The 17479-nt window shown below is 66.7% G+C and carries 16 protein-coding genes; 3 read left to right on the forward strand and 13 right to left on the reverse strand.

The features are described 5' to 3' along the window. Nucleotides 1–27 precede the first annotated feature (27 nt). The 6 genes from OU11_RS00825 to OU11_RS00850 all read right to left on the reverse strand — a co-directional run bounded on the left by OU11_RS00825 (nucleotide 28) and on the right by OU11_RS00850 (nucleotide 6609). Nucleotides 28–1551 carry a proteasome accessory factor PafA2 family protein gene (locus OU11_RS00825; protein WP_033513933.1) on the reverse strand — a complete coding sequence of 508 codons (1524 nt, stop codon included), beginning with the start codon at nucleotides 1549–1551 and terminating at the stop codon, nucleotides 28–30. Further along, complete coding sequence (locus OU11_RS00830) at nucleotides 1551–1742, reverse strand: ubiquitin-like protein Pup (RefSeq protein ID WP_033513934.1); 192 nt, start codon at nucleotides 1740–1742, stop codon at nucleotides 1551–1553. The genes OU11_RS00825 and OU11_RS00830 overlap by 1 nt, the downstream gene beginning before the upstream one ends. A 51-nt stretch (nucleotides 1743–1793) precedes the next feature. Then, nucleotides 1794–2630 carry an inositol monophosphatase family protein gene (locus OU11_RS00835; protein WP_033513935.1) on the reverse strand — a complete coding sequence of 279 codons (837 nt, stop codon included), beginning with the start codon at nucleotides 2628–2630 and terminating at the stop codon, nucleotides 1794–1796. A 73-nt stretch (nucleotides 2631–2703) separates the two neighbouring features. Then, nucleotides 2704–4347 (reverse strand): depupylase/deamidase Dop, encoded by a 1644-nt coding sequence (gene dop / locus OU11_RS00840; protein WP_033513936.1) that lies wholly within the window; start codon nucleotides 4345–4347, stop codon nucleotides 2704–2706. A gap of 13 nt (nucleotides 4348–4360) precedes the next feature. Then, nucleotides 4361–5917: a proteasome ATPase gene (gene arc, locus OU11_RS00845; protein ID WP_033513937.1), complete on the reverse strand. Its 1557-nt coding sequence runs from the start codon at nucleotides 5915–5917 to the stop codon at nucleotides 4361–4363. After that, a complete protein-coding gene (locus tag OU11_RS00850) occupies nucleotides 5914–6609 on the reverse strand; it encodes a DedA family protein (RefSeq protein ID WP_033513938.1) in 696 nt (231 codons plus the stop codon). Before OU11_RS00850 ends, arc begins: the two co-directional genes overlap by 4 nt. Before the next feature lie 38 nt (nucleotides 6610–6647). On the opposite strand from OU11_RS00850, the gene serB reads away from it, so the two are divergent. Beyond that, nucleotides 6648–7319, forward strand: coding sequence for a phosphoserine phosphatase SerB (gene serB / locus OU11_RS00855; RefSeq protein ID WP_033513939.1), 672 nt, complete (start codon nucleotides 6648–6650; stop codon nucleotides 7317–7319). Nucleotides 7320–7371: 52 nt separating this feature from the next. Here serB and fmt read toward each other — a convergent pair whose 3' ends face one another. The 5 genes from fmt to rpoZ all read right to left on the reverse strand — a co-directional run bounded on the left by fmt (nucleotide 7372) and on the right by rpoZ (nucleotide 13158). Beyond that, complete coding sequence (gene fmt, locus OU11_RS00860; RefSeq protein ID WP_033513940.1) at nucleotides 7372–8337, reverse strand: methionyl-tRNA formyltransferase; 966 nt, start codon at nucleotides 8335–8337, stop codon at nucleotides 7372–7374. A 64-nt stretch (nucleotides 8338–8401) separates the two neighbouring features. After that, complete coding sequence (locus OU11_RS00865) at nucleotides 8402–9106, reverse strand: HAD family hydrolase (RefSeq protein ID WP_033513941.1); 705 nt, start codon at nucleotides 9104–9106, stop codon at nucleotides 8402–8404. Nucleotides 9107–9192: 86 nt separating this feature from the next. Then, on the reverse strand, nucleotides 9193–11418 hold the full coding sequence (locus tag OU11_RS00870) for a primosomal protein N' (protein ID WP_033513942.1): 2226 nt from the start codon (nucleotides 11416–11418) through the stop codon (nucleotides 9193–9195). Between the two features lie 44 nt (nucleotides 11419–11462). Further along, a complete protein-coding gene (metK, locus tag OU11_RS00875; RefSeq protein WP_033514043.1) occupies nucleotides 11463–12674 on the reverse strand; it encodes a methionine adenosyltransferase in 1212 nt (403 codons plus the stop codon). A 199-nt stretch (nucleotides 12675–12873) separates the two neighbouring features. Beyond that, nucleotides 12874–13158: a DNA-directed RNA polymerase subunit omega gene (gene rpoZ / locus OU11_RS00880; protein WP_033513943.1), complete on the reverse strand. Its 285-nt coding sequence runs from the start codon at nucleotides 13156–13158 to the stop codon at nucleotides 12874–12876. A 132-nt stretch (nucleotides 13159–13290) separates the two neighbouring features. Here rpoZ and ilvD point away from each other — a divergent pair, with 132 nt between their 5' ends. Both ilvD and OU11_RS00890 read left to right on the forward strand, forming a co-directional pair. Next, on the forward strand, nucleotides 13291–15150 hold the full coding sequence (ilvD, locus tag OU11_RS00885; protein ID WP_033513944.1) for a dihydroxy-acid dehydratase: 1860 nt from the start codon (nucleotides 13291–13293) through the stop codon (nucleotides 15148–15150). 227 nt (nucleotides 15151–15377) lie between these two features. Further along, a complete protein-coding gene (locus OU11_RS00890; RefSeq protein ID WP_033513945.1) occupies nucleotides 15378–15836 on the forward strand; it encodes a hypothetical protein in 459 nt (152 codons plus the stop codon). 79 nt (nucleotides 15837–15915) lie between these two features. On the opposite strand, the gene gmk is transcribed toward OU11_RS00890, so the two are convergent. Together gmk and pyrF are read right to left on the reverse strand one after the other, a co-directional pair. Beyond that, nucleotides 15916–16518, reverse strand: a complete 603-nt coding sequence (gene gmk / locus OU11_RS00895; RefSeq protein ID WP_033514044.1) for a guanylate kinase — start codon at nucleotides 16516–16518, stop codon at nucleotides 15916–15918. A gap of 17 nt (nucleotides 16519–16535) precedes the next feature. Beyond that, nucleotides 16536–17474, reverse strand: coding sequence for an orotidine-5'-phosphate decarboxylase (gene pyrF, locus OU11_RS00900; RefSeq protein ID WP_033514045.1), 939 nt, complete (start codon nucleotides 17472–17474; stop codon nucleotides 16536–16538). Nucleotides 17475–17479: the final 5 nt, after the last annotated feature.

A 17479-nucleotide genomic window follows, 5' to 3' on the forward strand; every position in this document is an offset into this window, starting at 1 on the left:
ACGTGTATGGGGCCTCCGTGCGGCGCGTCACAGCGCCGCCAGCAATGATCGGAAATCCTCGGTGACCGTGTCGTCGAACGGATCGAGCAGCACGAGTTCGCGCCGCACCGGCGCATGCACCGTCAACCGCGTCCAATCACAGGAATACTGGGCGCCCGAGGTCTTCGCCTCCCGGACGAACCGTCCGCGCAGCAAGGCTCTGGTGCCATGCGGGGGCTCATGGACCGCCGTTCGGACCCGCGCGGCATCCACCGGCATCGACATCGCGCCGCGTGCGGTCAACGCCTCATAGGTCCTGCCATTGGCGACGTCATGGTAGTCCAGGTCGATCTGCGCCAATCGGGCCGGGTCGATATCGGGGTGACGCGCCGTCATCGCCTCCAGCAGGCGGCGTTTGGCCATCCAATCCACACGGTCCGCCATGGCATCGAAACGGCCTCCCGCGATGGCGTCCAGGACGCCACGCCACTGCTCCACCACGGTACGGGCGTGGGTGCCGTTCAGGGATTGGTCCACCGCATCGCCGTACCGTTCGAGGAAACGTTCCACCACCGCGCAGTACCGATACTGCATGGCCAGCGCCGTGACGCCGAAGTCCTCGCCCCCCGCGGCACGTACGGCGTCCCGCCGGAATCCGGGCTCGTCGACCACGTCAAGCCGCGCATCACGGCAGCCCAGGTCGCGGTTCACCGCACGGTTGGCGGCGTTCGGATCGGCCAGGGCACAGGTCTCGAACCCGGTCGGGCAGCCATGCCGCACCGCCGATTCCATCACGCACAGCACCAGATGCGTGGTGGCCATTTTCATCCACGTGGCGAACTGGGAACGGTTGGAATCCCCGATGATCACGTGCAGACGCCGGTACGAGTCGGGGTCGGCGTGCGGTTCGTCACGGGTGTTGACCATCGGGCGGGCCCGCGTGGTGGCCGAGGACACCGCCTCGTCCAGGAAATCGGCACGCTGCGTGATCTGGAATCCGCCGGACGTCACCCGCCCCGCGCCGGTGAAGATCTGCCGGGTGATCAGGAACGGCAGCAGCTGCCGCTCGATCATCGTCAACGGCACATACCGGAGCACCAGATAGTTCTCGTGGCATCCGAAGGAATGGCCCGCCGAATCGGCGTTGTTCTTGTACACATGAACGGTCAGGCCGTCGCCGTGCGAGCTCCGCAGCCGCTCCTGGGCCTCGAGGGCCAGCCGGCGCATCACGGCCTCCCCGGCCAGGTCCTGCGCCAACGCGTCCATCGGGTCGCGGGCCTCCGCCGTGGCGTATTCGGGATGTGAGCCGACATCCAGATACAGTCTGGAGCCGTTCTCCAGATACGTATTGGTGGATCGCGTGTTCGCCACCACCGGCCGGAACATCTCCATCGCCACCGCTCCGGCGTCGCAGGCGGCGTCAGCCCCGGTCACGCTGACGCCGTACTCGGTTTCGATGCCGAAGATCCGGTCGAACCGGTCCGCGCCACCCGGCACGGACGCCGGTTGCTCATCGGAACGCCGCGAGGCATCCGACACCGGATGGTTGCCGCTGTCACGCAGCTGGGGCATCACTCGCCGCCTTTTTGCACGAAACTGTTCACGTACTCCTGCGCGTTGGTCTCCAGCACGCTCTCGATATCATCCAGCACCGCGTCCAACGCGTCCACGGACCCGTTCATCCGGGACTCGCCCATGACCGTCGGCTGTTCCTGCGGCTGCTGCGATTCCTGATTCCGCGCTTGTGCGAACTCCTGCGGCATGCTATGCTCCCCTTTCCGTCATCCCGTCCATACCGGACGTGCCGGCATCCGTCAGCTCTCGATCAGATACGGACGCAATTCGTTGATGATGATGCCGTTCGAGGCGACCACATCATTGTTGCTGCGCCAATGGATGTCGTTGCCGTTCCACTGCCGCAGCTTGCCCTGGGATTCCCACAGCACCACGGCGCCCGCGGACACGGCGGGCACGTCCCAGGTGTGCAGGTGAGGCTCGAAATAGGCGTCATACGTGCCGTCCGCCACCTTGCACAGGTCCAGGGACACCGGCCCCACACGCTTGATGTCGGTCGGGCGGCCGGCGATCGAGGAGACCACCTTCAGTGCGCGCTTCGATTCCTCCTGCACGTACGACATGCCAAAGCTGACCACCGAACCGTCCAGCGAGGACGTGGTGGAGGGGATGATCTTCTCCCGCTTGTCGCCGATCGGCGTCTTGCGCACCCGAATCGCCCCCTGCCCGCGCGCGGCCATATACGTCATGTCCAGCGCCGGGGCGTGGACCACGCCGAGGATCGGCTGGGCGGAACCATACTCGTTGACCTCGAACAGCGAGATGGTGATCGACCATTCCGGCATGTTGCGGATGAAGTTCACCGCGCCGTCGATATTGCCGGGGCACCAGTAGCGCTCGCCTGGGCGGCACTCCTCCGGACGGTCGTTCCACAGGCCGTTGAACGGTTCGAGCTGCATCAGCCGCTGGCCGAGGAAATCCATCAGCTTGTAGTTGATATCTAGGTCGAACTGGGTGGATTCCTTCGGCACCTTCAACCGGTTCAGCTTCCGGGGCGTGGTCTGTTCGCTCAGCACGTGCTTGCCCGCGTCCACCGCGATGCGGGCCACGGCCAACGTCATTTCCTGCAGTTCCATCGTCATCTCATTTCATCCTGCGCCGTTTCCTGATTCCGGCGATTCCTCATTCGTTACTTCCAGTGGGGCGATTCTACCGGGTATTCCCGGCATCCGCACACAACGCGCCGAACAGTCCGGCCGCATCACACGATTCCTCCACGGCCTGTTCGCATCGATCTCGGTTATACGCCAACGGGTCCGTGCAATCCAGTGTACGCAATCCCGAGGGCAGGCTCGCATCACGGACCGTCAGCTGGGACCACGATGCGGCCACCGTCTGTTCGGGGTAGCGCCGCACCAGCATGGCGCGCAGCCATGCGCGGGTGTCGGAGGGCGGTTCGGTCGCCGCCTGTTCCACCCGCTCCCGTCCGTCCAGATGCGTGATGGACGCCGACAGTCGCTCTGTCAGCGATGTGCCGGGATCCAGCACCGCCCAAGCCAGGTCCAGCGCCGCCAGCCGCGGATCATCCCACCCGGCGGCCACCCCGGCCATGCCGGAACGTGCGTCCGCCGCCCCCGCGGAGCTTCCGCCCGCATGCCGCTTACGGCGGTAGCGTTCCATCAGCTGCCATTTGAGCAGCCATTCGATCCGTGATGCCTCGTCGCGCATCGTCAGACGGGCATCGTCACCGGCGTGGCGCATGGCGGCCACATCAGCCAGTGCCTGGCCCCACATCGCCATGACCCTCGCCGTCGATTTGTCCGGCCACAACGGCTCCCCGCGGTTGTCGGTACCGTATACCGCGGCGGCGAGCCGGTAGACGGCGCCGCGCAGACGCACCTGCATGTTCCACGCGTCGGTGCACCTTCCCGATTCCAGGGCCAGCGGGGCGGACAGCGTCAGGTCGCGGGAGACCGTGTGCAGCGCTTCGACCGGATCGGCCAGCATCAGCCCGTCCATCAGCGAGTCGAAATCGGTGCCGGATTCGTCCAGATGTTCCAGCAGCCACAGGATCATCGATGTAGTGCCGAGTTTGAGCAGCTGCGGCACGTCCATGCGGTTCGCGTCGCCGACGATGACGTGCAGGCGGCGATGGTCCGCCGTGCTGTGCGATTCGTCGCGGGTGTTGATGATCGGCCGGTCGAACGTGGTCTGCAATCCCACGCGCATGTGGATGTAGTCGGCGCGCTGGCTCAGCTGGAACCCGGCCTGTTCGCCGCGTTCGCCCAGGCCCACGCGGCCCGATCCGGCATAGATCTGCCGGCTGACCAGGTGGGCCGTCATCAGCGCCGTGACACGCTCGAACGGCACGGCGCGGTCCATCATGTAGTTCTCGTGTGTCCCCCAGCTGGCCCCTTTGCCGTCCACGTTGTTGCGGTGCAGTTCGATGACGGCGTCGGCGGTGGATGCGCGGCGGGCGGCTTCGGCCATGATCAGGTCTCCGGCATGGTCGTAGCGCACCGCGTCGAACGGATCGGTGGTCTCCGGCGACGAGTATTCGGGATGGGCATGGTCGACGTAGACGCGGCCGCCGTTGGGGGCGATGACGTTGACGATCTGCAGCTGCGGCTCGTCGGTCAGCATGTCCGGGCGCGCGGCGGCACGGGGCAGGCGATGCCCGCGCGCGTCGTTGACCGGATCCTCCCCCCGGTAGTCCCACCGGATATGCGAGGTGGCGGGGTCGGCGGCGGCCGCCACCACATCGAAGGACAGGCGCACCGGGTTGTACCGGTCCGCACCACGCCGGGAGACGGCGTATTCGGTTTCCGTGCCCATGACACGACGTACGCTCATGTCTCCGCCCCTCCTATGCCGTCGGTCCGTCGGAGGCCGGGCGGATGCGGGTCACGCCCCCGGATTCCAGTCCGGTGATCCGAGACCATTGCGTCGGATCCGCGTCCAGGATGGAATCCGTGGTTTCCTGGAACTCCTCCTGCGCGGCCTTGCCCAGCATGTCGACGTTCAACGCCACGGCGGCCCCGGTTTCGATCGAGGCCTTGACCGCGCGTGTCTTGGCGCGGTCCACGATGTTCCTGAGCATGGCGCCGGAGACCACGTCGGCCAGATGGACGGCATGCCATTGGCCGTGCTCGTCACAGACGTCGCACACATGCCGGTGTTCGTCGCGCGCGTAGATGTCGCCGACCAGCACACGGGCCAGGGCGTCCGCGTCCACGCCGTGTTCCAGCGGCAGGTCGTCGGTCAGGTAATGGCGGATGATGTCGGACGCCTGCTGCGGGCCCGGACGGTCCACGCGGATCTTCACGTCCAGACGGCCGGGGCGCAGCACGGCCGGGTCGATCATGTCCACCCGGTTCGAGGCGCCGATGACCATCACGTTGTCCAGTTGCTCCACGCCGTCCAGTTCGGCCAGGAACTGCGGCACGATGGTGGTCTCCACGTCGCTGGAGACGCCCGAGCCGCGGGTGCGCAGCAGCGAGTCCATCTCGTCGATGAACACGATGACGGGCCGTCCGGTGGCGGCGCGTTCACGGGCGCGGGCGAAGATCATGCGGATGAGCCGTTCCGATTCGCCGACGAACTTGTTGAGCAGTTCGGGGCCCTTGACCGACAGGAACACACCGCCGGCCTGCGTTCCCTCGGCGAGCATGTGCGCCACGGCCTTGGCGATCAGCGTCTTGCCGTTGCCCGGAGGGCCGTACAGCAGCACGCCCTTGGGCGGTTTCAGATTGTAGCGTTCGAACAGTTCGCGATGCAGGAACGGCAGCTGCACGGCGTCGCGGATGCGCCCGATCTGCTCGTCGAGGCCGCCGATGTCCGCAAAGGTCACGTCCGGGGTCTCCTCCAGCACCAGATCGGCGTCATCCTCGCCGGGCAGCAGTTCCAGCGCCAGCCGGCAGGAAGGATCCACCGTCACGCGGTCCGCGGGGTTGATGCTCATGCCGGCGAGCGCGGTCGAGCGACGGACCAGGACGGGGTTGCCCGCGTTGTCCGTCACGATCAGGCGGCCGTCGTCAAGCGTCTGCGCCACGCGGCGCACGGGGCCGACGCCGTCCATGTCGCGCTGGTCGACCAGCACCATGTTCTCGTTGAGCAGTACGGTGCGTCCCGGTTCGAGTCCGGCCGGGTTCAGCGATGCGGCTATGGGCACGATCATGCGCCGGGTGCCGGCGATGACCTCGGCGCTGGCGTGGCGGACGCCGTCCTCGTCGATATGGCTGCCGTCCACGCGCACCATGGTGGCGAAGCTCAACGGGGGCCGGGTGATCTGGCTGATCTGGGATTTGGCTTTCGCCAGTTCCTTGCCGGCACGGGTCAGTGCTTCGGCCAGCGCATGGTTGCGTGCCATGAGCCGGTCGTTCAACGCCGCCAGATCCTGCGGCGGCTGCGCATCCTGCGTCATTCGCTCCGTTCGCCTCCGTTTCGTCGGTTCCTCATCAGATTACGCGCCCAACGGGCGACGAACGCCACGATGACCACGATGAAGACGACGATGACGATGTCCTCGAAGATGTTGAGCGCCCCCAGGATGGAACACCACTGGTCGCCCAGCAGGTATCCGGCCGTCACGAGAATCGTGTTCCAGACCGCCGATCCGAGCAGCGTCCAGCCGGTGAAGGTCAGGAAGTTCATCCGGTTGAATCCGGCCGGGATCGAGATCAGCGAACGGACCACGGGGATGACTCGGCCGATCAGCACCGACCAGTGACCGTACTTGGTGAACCAGCGGTCGGCCTTGTCCACGTCGCCGCGGTCCACGCCGGGGATCTTATCCACGGCGCGGTGGATGCGGTGCAGGCCCACCCAGCGGGAGATGCCGTACAGCGCCCAGGCGCCGAGCACCGATCCCACGGTGGCCCAGACGATCGCCTCGACCAGGTTGAAGCTGCCGCGCGCGGCGGTGAAACCGGCCAACGGCAGGATGACCTCGCTGGGAATCGGGGGGAAGATCGATTCCAAGGCGATGGCGAACGCCACACCGATGCCCCCGACCGTATCCATGACCGAGACCAGCCAATCCGTGATCGCGCCGATGATGCCGCCCTCGTTGGTCTCACATAACGGGGCCGCGGCGGCAAGAACAGAAAAATCCATACCGGCCATTGTCCCAACGATTGCAGAAAATCGACAGTATGCCCGAAGAAACTTTGCAACCCCTTGACGAGCCGACGCTAACCCAGCCCGGGCTGCTGGTCATGGATGTGGATTCCACGCTGATCGACGAGGAGGTCATCGACCTGCTGGGCGACGCCGCCGGAGTGGGCGATCGCGTGGCGCGGATCACGGCCCGCGCCATGGCCGGGGAATTGGATTTCGCTCAGGCGCTGCGCGCCCGTGTGGCGCTGTTGCAGGGTTTGCCGGCATCGGTGTTCGATGAGGTCCGTGCCGGCGTCCATTTCACCAACGGCGCGCTGGCGTTGATCGGCACGCTGCACGGGCACGGGTGGACGGTCGGCGTGGTGTCCGGCGGATTCCACGAGGTGGTGGATGATCTGGTCGCCGACGCCGGCATCGACCACGCGTTGGCGAACCGCCTGGAAGTGGTGGACGGCGTGCTGACCGGGCGCGTGGTGGGCCCGATTGTGACCCGTGATCTCAAGCGACGGTCGCTGGTCTCATGGGCACAGTCCGACGGCGTGCCGATGCGCCAGACCGTTGCCCTGGGCGACGGTGCGAACGACATCCCGATGATCCTTGAGGCCGGGCTCGGCGTGGCGTTCTGCGCCAAACCGGCGGTGCGCGCCGCGGCGCCCCATGCCATCGACGAGCGTGACCTGACGCGCGTGCTGGATCTGCTGCGCTGATACGGCGTCCGTCACGGGCGGAATGCCGATGACGGGCGCCCGGGACTCGTCATCAGGCGCAGTATGCGGCCTCGCCCAGCCGGGCGCCGCGCGCCCAGTCGGCGGCGCGCATCGCCTTCTTGCCCTGCGCCTTGACCTCGGTCAGTTCCAGCGGATCGCTGGCAGTGCCGACCCAGACGTTCTTCTTGCCGACGCGCAGCATGCCCGGCTTGAGATCCGTCGGCACGGCGGGATGCGTCATATCGGCCGGACGTGCGGCGAGCACATGCAGGACGACCGGCTCGGCATCGCCCTGCGCATGCAGCTCGCACCAGGCGCCGGGGTTGGGCGTGCAGGCGCGGATCTGCCGGTCCACGGCGAACACCGGCACGTCGAAACGGATGCGGGCGTCCTCCACGGTGATCTTCTCGGCCTTCTCATAGGCCCCCTGCAGTTGTTCGACCGGCACGATCCGGCCTTCCGCCATGCCCAGCAGCGCGGAGGCCAGCAGATGCGAGCCGTCCTCGGCCAGACGGGCCAGCAGTTCGCCCGAGGTCTCATGGGCGCCGATCGAAACCGTGGATTGGGCCAGAATCGGGCCGGCGTCCATGCCGCGGGTGATGCGGAACACCGTGGCGCCGGTCACGTCGTCACCCGCCCAAATGGCGCGCTGCACCGGTGCGGCGCCACGCCACTGCGGCAGCAATGAGAAATGCAGGTTGTACCAGCCCATCGGCAAGGCGTCGAGCACATCCTGCTTGAGCAGCCTGCCGTAGGCCACCACGGCGGCGGCCTCGGCGCCGGTGGCGGTCAGCTCGGTGAGGAACGTCTCCTCCCCCGGGTCGGATTCGATGACCGGCAGTCCCAGTTCCAAGGCCGCCTGCTTGACCGGACTGGGCATCAGCCTGCGGCCGCGCCCGGTCGGCGCATCCGGCCGGGTCAGCACGGCCACCACTTCGAAATGCTCGGCATCACCGGCCAGCGCCCGCAACGAGGGCACCGCCACCTCGGGAGTGCCTGCGAACAGCACCTTCACCATCATCGACTCCTTACGTTCATGACTCCGCCACCATTCCACGTCTCAAGGACGTGCCGCGTAGGTCTCAGACCACAGCCGGGATGTCCACGCCCGCTTCGATCAGCACGTCACGCAGCCGGCGTGGGTCGCTGAACCGGATGCCGCGGATGCCCGCGGCGTTCGCCCCGACGATGTTCATGGCCTTGTCGTCGATGAACACGGCGGTCGACGGTTCGATGCCGAACTCATGCAGCGCATACTCGTAGATGTCACGATGCGGCTTGCGCAGCCTCACATATCCGGAGACCACCTTGCCGTCCAACCGCTGCAGGATCGGGCAGCATTCCTCGGCGATCGGGTAGAGCTCCTTCTCCCAGTTCGACAGCCCCCACACGCCGATGCCCGCGGCCTTCAGATCGTCGACGAGCACGCGTGCGCCGGGCACGACGCCGGTCAGCGAGTCGCGGAAGTTCGCCACATAGTATTCCAGGATGTCGGCCCATTCGTCCCCATGCGTGCGGCGCATCCACGCGATGGCCTCCTCATGCGGCGCGCCGCCGTCCATCATGTCGTTGGCGTCGTAGAACCCCGAGACGTCGTTGTCGAGGAAGCGTTCCACGGTCCGCTCGCTGTACCGGGGCACCAACACGGCCGCCGGATCCCAGTAGATCAGCACGTTGCCGAAATCGAAGATCACGTTCTCGATCGGCTTGCCCGCGGCCTCGGACGCCGCATCGTCGGCGACCATCACGTCGTAGTCCATCTCCGGTTCGCCCGGCCATCCCTTCACGGCATCCTCCTTGCCATCGGTCTGCGTCGCCGTCCGGTTACGCCCGCACGGCGGTGTCCATCCCAGTCTAGCCGAGCCGGCTCCCGTCAGGTCAGGTCCTTCGGATCCAACTGGAAGCGCAGCTCCCCCGGCTCGCGCGCGGCCACATGCCTGGCGATTTCAACGCGCAGCCGTCTCGCCAGTTCGGCGCGTTGGGACAACGGCACCCTGACCACCGCCTTGACCCGGTCCTGCGTGGCCTCCAGCTCACGCGCGTCGATCGTGCGCGGTTGCGCGATCGGCACCGGACCCCACACCGACGGCATCTCACCCTGCGTGGTATCGACGACGGCAAGGTCGCCGCGGAACGCGCCGATATGCTCCAACGCCGTGCGTACCGCGTCCCGTCGTCCCCATACGCAGGCCGCGGCGGCCACGGGAGGCAGTCCGGTCTCGGCGCGTTCCGCCAGCTCCCGTTCGGCCAGCACCGTACCGTCCCACAACGCCAGCGACCTGGCCAGCACCGGATCCGTCTCACCCAATATCAGCGCCTGCCCGCCGCGGGAACGCGGCGCGCACATCGCCACGGCGCGCATCCACGCCGTCAGCGTGTCCACGCGCGCGTCCACGCCCGTCTCGTACAGACTGGTCCAGGCGTCGAGAATCGCCACGGCACGGTATTCCGAGCGGCCCGGCGTATCGCCGCGCACCCTCGGTTCCGCACCCGGCGTGGCGATGACGATCATCGGGGTGCAGGCGATGTCCTCCACAATCCCCCGCGGCTGGTTCGGGCTCGAGGTGACGATCGGCACGTAACGGAACAGTCCGCGCAGCTCCTGCGCCGTTCCCGCCGCACCGACGCGCACCACACGCATCCGCTCGCCGCCGCATCCGGGGCAATGCCAGCCGACCGCGGCGGCCCCGCACCACAGGCACCGGGCCACACCCTGCTGCGGCCGCGCCAACGGCCCCGTGCACCGCGGGCACCGCGCCCTGCGATGGCAGGCGGCGCAGCTCAACGCCTCGTTCACCCCGTCCCGGGGAATCGACAGCAGCACCGGGCCGTTTTCCAACGCCTTGGAAAGAATCGTGACCGCCGTATGCGGCACGCGGGCGCCGACCGTCGTATCCCCCAGTCGTCCCAACTCCTCACGGTTCAGCCAACGCACCCAGGGCATGCGGTCCTTGACCACGGACTGCAGCGGTCTGATCGACGTGCTGAACCCGCTGACCGGGGTCTGCGCCACATGATTCGCGCCGCATTCCCACTGGCTGATCGGGCTGCGCGCGTTCGCCATGGCGACGAACACGCCATCATGGCTGCGGGCCCGCAGACGCAGGACGCCGCGGGCATGGGCGTACGGCATCATGCCGTCGGCGTTCTGATAGTCGATGTCCTCATAGATCAGGAACAGCGCCGGCCCCTCGACCGGCGCGTACATCGCCGCCCGTGTGCCGATGACGCACCGCACCCTGCCCGTGGCCACGGCCAGATACGCGCGATACCGTTCCGCGGGCGGCAATGCGGCGTTCAGCACGGCCACGTCGCCGTCAAACCCGCCATGCGACGCGCCGGTCCGTTCGAACATCCGCAGGCCCAACGCCGTCAGTTCGCGCGATAGGTCGTCCACCTCGCGCATGGTGGGCAGCACGATCACCACGGCCTTGCCGGCTGCGAGCGCGGTCGAGGCCATCCATCCGGCCAGCCGGCACCATTGCCCGGCACCCGGCAGCGGATCGAGGGCGAAGGCGCGGAACCGGCCGCCGTGCAACGCCTCATCCAATCCCTGCAGGCCGTCGTAGAGGGGGGTCAGCGTCCGGCGCAGTTCATCCGCCGCGCCGCGTCGGGCCTCGTCGTCGGCGCGCCCGTGCGCAGGGGAGGCGACCATGCGCTGCTCCTGCTCCACGCGGGCGACGCGCGGGGGCACCGCCAGCCGCAGGATGTTGGCGCGCGTGCCTCCGTAGGCGTCCGCGATCAGCGTGATGTCCTCGCGCATCGATGCCGGCACCAGCACGTCGGGGCCGAACACGCGTTCCAGATAGCGCAGCGACGAGGCCGGCGTATCGCTGCGGTCGGCCCGTTCCCACACCACGCCGTTGACGCGGCGCCCCCCGAACCGCACGCGGACCAGCACGCCCGGGCGCACATCATCGGACTGCCGCTCGTCGATCAGGTAGTCGAAGGTCTGGCCCAGATGGGTGGCCTGCACATCAAGCACGACGCGGGCGATCGGCCGCTCGGGGGCGGGAACGCGCTCCGCGGGCGCGCGTTTGCGGCGCTTGCGCGGTGCCAGACCGTCAAGCGCCAGCTGTTCGGCGTCCGCTGTGCTCATGCAGTCCAGATTAGTGCAGCGGTTGCGCGCACGCGACCCGACGCCTACCGGATGGCGACCTTGAGCGCCTCGACCTTATCGGTGCGCTCCCAGGTGAAGTCGGCGTCCTCACGGCCGAAATGGCCGTAGGCGGCGGTTTTCGCGTAGATCGGACGCTTGAGGTCCAACTCGTCGATGATGGCGGCCGGCCGCAGGTCGAACACCTCACGCACCGCGTGCTGGATCTGTTCGCGGCTCACGCCTTGCTCGGTGCCGTACGTGTCCACGTTGATGCTCACCGGGTCGGCCACGCCGATCGCGTAGGCCACCTGCACCTCCACCTTGCGGGCCATGCCGGCGGCCACGATGTTCTTGGCCACCCAACGCGCCGCGTAGGCGGCGGACCGGTCCACCTTGCTCGGGTCCTTGCCGGAGAACGCGCCGCCGCCATGATGAGCGGCACCGCCGTACGTGTCGACGATGATCTTGCGTCCGGTCAGCCCCGAGTCGGCCGCCGGGCCGCCCAGCACGAACGAACCGGTGGGATTGACCAGCAGACGGTAGCCGTCGTGCGCCACGCGATCGCCGCACACCTCATCCAGGACCGGTTCGATGACGTGCCGGGCCAACTGGTCGGACAGCCATTCGCGAGTGGGTTCGGGATCGTGCTGCGTGGAGACCAGCACGGTATCGATGCGCACCGGACGATCCCGGTCGTCGTATGCCACGGTCACCTGCGTCTTGCCGTCCGGACGCAGATACGGCACGATGCCCTGCTTGCGCACCTGGGCCAGCCGGTACGCCAGCCGGTGTGCCAGATGAATCGGCATCGGCATCAGCACGTCGGTCTCGTCGCAGGCGTAGCCGAACATCACGCCCTGGTCGCCCGCGCCCTGCGCCTGATACCGTTCCTCACGGCTGGCCTTCGACTCCTGTTCGCGGTTCAGCCGCTCCACCCCCTGGTTGATCTCGGCGCTCTGCTCGGTCAACGACACCAGCACGCCGCAGGAGTCGGCATCGAGGCCCACGCGCGAGCTCGTGTATCCGATCCCGCGCACGGTGGAGCGCACGATGTTCTGGATGTCGCTGTACCCCTCGCTGGTCACCTCGCCGAAGACGAAGAACTGTCCGGTGGTGGCGCAGGTCTCCACCGCCACATGCGAATGCGGATCCTGGCGCAGCATGTCGTCCAGAATCGCATCCGAGATCTGGTCGCAGATCTTGTCAGGATGGCCTTCGGTCACCGACTCCGCGGTAATCAATCTTGCTTCCCTCATCATTGCGCTCCTTCTCGTAGTCGTCGGGGCACCCGCTCGGCACCACCGCGAGGGGGCATACGTCATCGGCACGGCCCGATACGCGACGTCCCGGCCGGTTCCCATGCCGCTGGCACGGTTCCCGGTCGGGACGTACTGGTGTTGGAGGCCGGCTGCGGCGATCGGGCCGCGCATCTCGCCCGCCGGCGCCTCACGAAGATCAGTTGCCCTCGCTCAGATCGTCCTCGCCAAGGGTCTCCTCGAGCAGACCGCTGTTGATCTCACGGAACGCAATCGACAACGGCTTCTCCTGGTTCTGATATTCGACCAGCGGACCCACGTTCTGCAGCAGGCCCTCGTTGAGCTGGGTGAAATAGGAGTTGATCTGACGGGCGCGCTTGGCCGCGAAGATGGCGAGCGCGTACTTGGAGTCAGCATGCTCCATCAGATCGTCGACGGGCGGATCCGCCAGACCCTGCGGGGTGGGATCGGTACCGAAAGCCATATGATGTTCTCCCATGCTTGAGAATACGTATTCCAACCGTGTAAGTATACCCCACCGCCCCGATATAGCGGCCCGTTCCACGATGTGACCAGCGACGGGCGGCTGTCCCCTCGCCTCACTTGAATGGTGAGCATGGAAATGCGTTCTGAAAAACTGATGAAGGACCGCACCTTCGCGGGTGCGCGCGCCCTGTACCGTGCCGCTGGCGTCGACGCCAAGGATTTCGGCAAGCCGATCGTGGCCATCGCCAACTCGTTCTCCGAATTCGTGCCCGGCCACGTGCACCTGCAGCAGGTGGGCCGCATCGTCTCCGAGGCCGTCAAGGCGGCCGGCGGCATCCCGCGCGAGTTCAACACCATCGCCGTGGACGACGGCATCGCGATGGGCCACACCGGCATGCTGTACTCGCTGCCGAGCCGCGACATCATCGCCGACGCGGTGGAGTATTCGGTCAACGCGCACTGCGCGGACGCGCTGGTGTGCATCTCGAACTGCGACAAGATCACCCCGGGCATGCTGATGGCCGCCCTGCGTCTGAACATCCCGACGATCTTCGTCTCCGGCGGCCCGATGGAGGCCGGCACCACCGTGCTGCCCGATGGCACCGTCAAGCAGAACACCGACCTGATCGACGTCATGTACGCCACCGCGGACGACGGCGTCTCCGAGGAGGATCTGCTGGCCTATGAGAAGACCGTGTGCCCGACCTGCGGCTCCTGCGCCGGCATGTTCACCGCGAATTCGATGAACTGCCTGACCGAGGCGATGGGCCTGGCCCTGCCCGGCAACGGCACCACGCTCGCCTCGCACGCCTACCGCAGACAGCTGTTCGAGAAGGCCGGCCGCGTGATCGTGGACCTGGCGAACCGCTACTACCATGAGGACGACGCCTCGGTGCTGCCGCGTTCGATCGCCACCAAGCACGCGTTCGAGAACGCGATGACGATGGATGTGGCGATGGGAGGCTCCACCAACACCGTGCTGCACATCCTGGCGGCGGCCCAGTCCGCCGACGTGGACTTCACGCTGGACGATATCGAGCGCATCAGCCACACCGTGCCGTGCATCTGCAAGGCAAGCCCGTCCGGCGAATGGGAGATCTCCGACGTGCACCGCGCCGGCGGCATCACCGGCATCTTGGGCGAGCTCGACCGCGCCGGCAAGCTGCACCGCGACGTGCATTCGGTGGACTATCCCTCGCTCGAAGCCAAGCTGGACGCCTGGGACATCATGCGTCCCACCTGCACCGAGGAGGCCAAGCAGCTGTTCCACGCCGCCCCGGGCCATATCGTCTCCCCCGAGCCGTTCACCCATGAGACGCTGTTCGATACGCTGGACACCGACCGTGTCAACGGCGCGATTCACGACATCGACCATCCGGCCGTGACCGAGGGCGGCCTGGCAGTGCTGCGCGGCAACCTGGCCCCCGACGGCTGCGTGGTCAAGACCGCCGGCGTGCCCAAGGAGATCTGGAAGTTCCACGGACCGGCGCTGGTCGTCGAATCCCAGGAGCAGGCCATCGAGGTCATCCTCAACGACACGCTGAAGCCCGGGCAGGCGCTCGTGATCCGCTACGAGGGTCCGAAGGGCGGCCCGGGCATGCAGGAGATGCTGTACCCGACCTCGTTCGTCAAGGGCAAGGGCATCGGCAAGGAAGTGGCGCTGATCACCGACGGCCGGTACTCCGGCGGCTCCTCCGGCCTGTCCATCGGCCATGTGGCACCCGAGGCGGCGAACAAGGGACCGATCGCGCTGATTAAAAACGGCGACATGATCGACATCGACATCCCCGCACGCACGATCAACGTGGAGCTGACCGACGAGCAGCTGGCCGAGCGCCGCGCCGAACTCGAGGCCGGCGACGGCTATGTGGCGCACCGCGACCGCAAGGTCAGCCAGGCGCTGAAGGCCTATGCGGCCTTCGCCCGTTCGGCGGACAAGGGCGCGACCCGCGACCCCGAACTGATCGACAGGCTCAGCGGCCTGGCCTGATGACGGGACCTGCGGATTCCGTCGCAGCGCGACCGTTTCCCATCAGTTGCCGGCGATTCATCCGAATCGCCGGCAACTGCGTTGTGACGAAATCTCGTCTTGGTTGCCCCTCAGGGGCAACCAAGACACCGTCCCTCCCCCTCAAGCGAAAAAACCTGTACGATGAAAGATTGGTGTGCCTACCGCGGCATACCTTTTACCGAGAGAACATCCTGAAGGGATTATTCATGACTTCTTCCAACCAGTCCGTTTCCGCCGAGCGCGGCGCGCTGAAGATCTTCGGCGTCCTGTTCATCATCCTGGGCATCGTCTATCTGATCGGCGGCGGCGTGATGATCGCCGGCGCTCGTTTCGTCGACCCGAACCTGACCGTGAACGTGGCCGAAGGTCTGGACCTCAATGTGATGGTCTGGGGTCTCGCCTTGGCCATCTGGTGGCTGATCAGCGGCCTGTTCTACGTCATCTTCGGTGTGCTGGGCATCCATGGCGCCAAGAACCCCGCCAAGATCGGCGTGTTCATGGTGCTCGCCTGGATCGTGGTCGTCTTTGGCCTAATCGGCGTGATCCTGTCGCAGCTGCTCAACGGCATGACCTCCGTGAGCTGGTTCGCCTGGCTCGTGTTCGCGGTCACCATCGCCAGCGCCGTCTACGCCACCAACATCCACAAGAGCGTCAAGAACAGCTGACCTCAACCGTCCCCTTGCTGAAGGGCATGAAAAAAGCCTCGCGATGCGAGGCTTTTTTCATGCCCGAACACAAAAGTGTTCACAGTCCGTATTCTTTGGCGATGACGGACCAGAGTTCGTTGGCGGCCTGATCGACGTCGGCGTTGACGATGACGACGTCGAATTCCGATTCGGCGGCCAGCTCCACGCGCGCGGTCTCCAGACGCCGATTGCGCTGTTCCTCGGTCTCGGTGCCGCGGCCGGTCAGACGGCGCACCAGCTCGTCGAAACTCGGCGGCGCGAGGAACACCGACACGACCTCCATACCGAGTTCGGCGGCGCGCTCCTTGACGCGGCGCGCACCCTGCAGATCAATCTCCAGGATGGTCGGCACGTTGGCGGCCAGATGATCCAATACCGGCTTGAGCGGCGTGCCGTAATGCGCCATGCCGTGCACCACGGCGGTCTCCAGGAATTTGCCGGCGCGTTCGTCGGCCAGGAACTGCTCCTCGGTCATGAAGTGGTAGTTCACACCGTCCACTTCGCCCGGTCGCGGGTCACGCGTGGTGGCGGACACCGACAGCCAGATCTGCGGATGATCGGCGCGCAGCTTGGCCTCGACAGTGCCTTTGCCCACGCCGGCGGGCCCGGTGAGCACGATAAGACGCCCGCCAGGCGTCCCGGAAGCGGTTGCGGCGGTCATGTTGTCATGTGCGGGATTCACTTGGCTTCCACCTCCGGCTCCTCGGCGCCCTCCTGCGTGGCCTCCATCAGCGCCTGACGCACGTCGAGCGCGATGGCCTCGGTGGCCTGCGACAGCGAGGCGATGTCCGGCCCGTGGGCGGCGATGAACCGTGACACGGTCACCAGCACGTTGCCCTTGGTGCCTTTGAACACCGTGCGCAGGTCCTTGGCCTCGGCACCCTGCCAACCGTATCCGGGAGACAGGATGGGACCGGTGAACTTCGCCGGGTCCACGCCGCTGTCATTGATCCACTGGCCGATGGTGGCGCCGATGATCAGACCGACCGATCCCATGCCGTCGATGCCGGTGTTGAACTTCTGCGCCGTGCTCGCGATGCCGTAGGCCACGGTCTTGCCCTTGTACTCGCCGCTCTGGCGGATGGCGGTCTGCATGCTCGCGCCCTCCGGGTTGGAGGTCAGCGAGGCGATGAACACGCCGCGGCTGTTGTTCAGCGCGTCGTTGATCACGCCCTGCAGCGAGCGTGCGCCGTAATACGGCAGCAGGGTGATCGCGTCGGCGAGCAGCGGGGCGCCCGGTTTGAAATAGGCATCGGCGATGGCCGAGATCGTGGTGTTCAGACCGCCGTGCAGGCAGTCGACGATGGTGATGATCTCCATCTGCCGGGCCGCGTACAGCACGCGTTCCAGGGCGGCGAAGCCCTTGGACCCGTACCGTTCGAACATCGGCACCTGGAATTTGACCGCCGCGGCGCGGCCGTTCGCGGCTTGCAGCATGCGCATCGCGAACAGCTCGGCGCCGTCGGCGTCGACGTTGTACCCCCAGTCGGTGAGGAGCTTGCGATGCGGGTCGATGCCCACGCACAATGGACCGTATTTGTCCATCGAATTCTTCAGACGCAGACCGAAATCGGACCTGCGCATCTGCATCTCTTCACTGCTGACGGTATCCGGCATCGTCA

This window comes from Bifidobacterium pullorum DSM 20433, from assembly GCF_000771405.1.
GTDB lineage: Bacteria > Actinomycetota > Actinomycetes > Actinomycetales > Bifidobacteriaceae > Bifidobacterium > Bifidobacterium pullorum.

Coding starts and splice junctions, on each gene's coding strand:
- OU11_RS00825 (WP_033513933.1), bottom strand. CDS start 1,551: ATGCCCCAGCTGCGTGACAGCGGCAACCATCCGGTGTCGGATGCCTCG.
- OU11_RS00830 (WP_033513934.1), bottom strand. CDS start 1,742: ATGCCGCAGGAGTTCGCACAAGCGCGGAATCAGGAATCGCAGCAGCCG.
- OU11_RS00835 (WP_033513935.1), bottom strand. CDS start 2,630: ATGGAACTGCAGGAAATGACGTTGGCCGTGGCCCGCATCGCGGTGGAC.
- dop (WP_033513936.1), bottom strand. CDS start 4,347: ATGAGCGTACGTCGTGTCATGGGCACGGAAACCGAATACGCCGTCTCC.
- arc (WP_033513937.1), bottom strand. CDS start 5,917: ATGACGCAGGATGCGCAGCCGCCGCAGGATCTGGCGGCGTTGAACGAC.
- OU11_RS00850 (WP_033513938.1), bottom strand. CDS start 6,609: ATGGATTTTTCTGTTCTTGCCGCCGCGGCCCCGTTATGTGAGACCAAC.
- serB (WP_033513939.1), top strand. CDS start 6,648: ATGCCCGAAGAAACTTTGCAACCCCTTGACGAGCCGACGCTAACCCAG.
- fmt (WP_033513940.1), bottom strand. CDS start 8,337: ATGGTGAAGGTGCTGTTCGCAGGCACTCCCGAGGTGGCGGTGCCCTCG.
- OU11_RS00870 (WP_033513942.1), bottom strand. CDS start 11,418: ATGAGCACAGCGGACGCCGAACAGCTGGCGCTTGACGGTCTGGCACCG.
- metK (WP_033514043.1), bottom strand. CDS start 12,674: ATGAGGGAAGCAAGATTGATTACCGCGGAGTCGGTGACCGAAGGCCAT.
- rpoZ (WP_033513943.1), bottom strand. CDS start 13,158: ATGGCTTTCGGTACCGATCCCACCCCGCAGGGTCTGGCGGATCCGCCC.
- ilvD (WP_033513944.1), top strand. CDS start 13,291: ATGGAAATGCGTTCTGAAAAACTGATGAAGGACCGCACCTTCGCGGGT.
- OU11_RS00890 (WP_033513945.1), top strand. CDS start 15,378: ATGACTTCTTCCAACCAGTCCGTTTCCGCCGAGCGCGGCGCGCTGAAG.
- gmk (WP_033514044.1), bottom strand. CDS start 16,518: ATGACCGCCGCAACCGCTTCCGGGACGCCTGGCGGGCGTCTTATCGTG.
- pyrF (WP_033514045.1), bottom strand. CDS start 17,474: ATGCCGGATACCGTCAGCAGTGAAGAGATGCAGATGCGCAGGTCCGAT.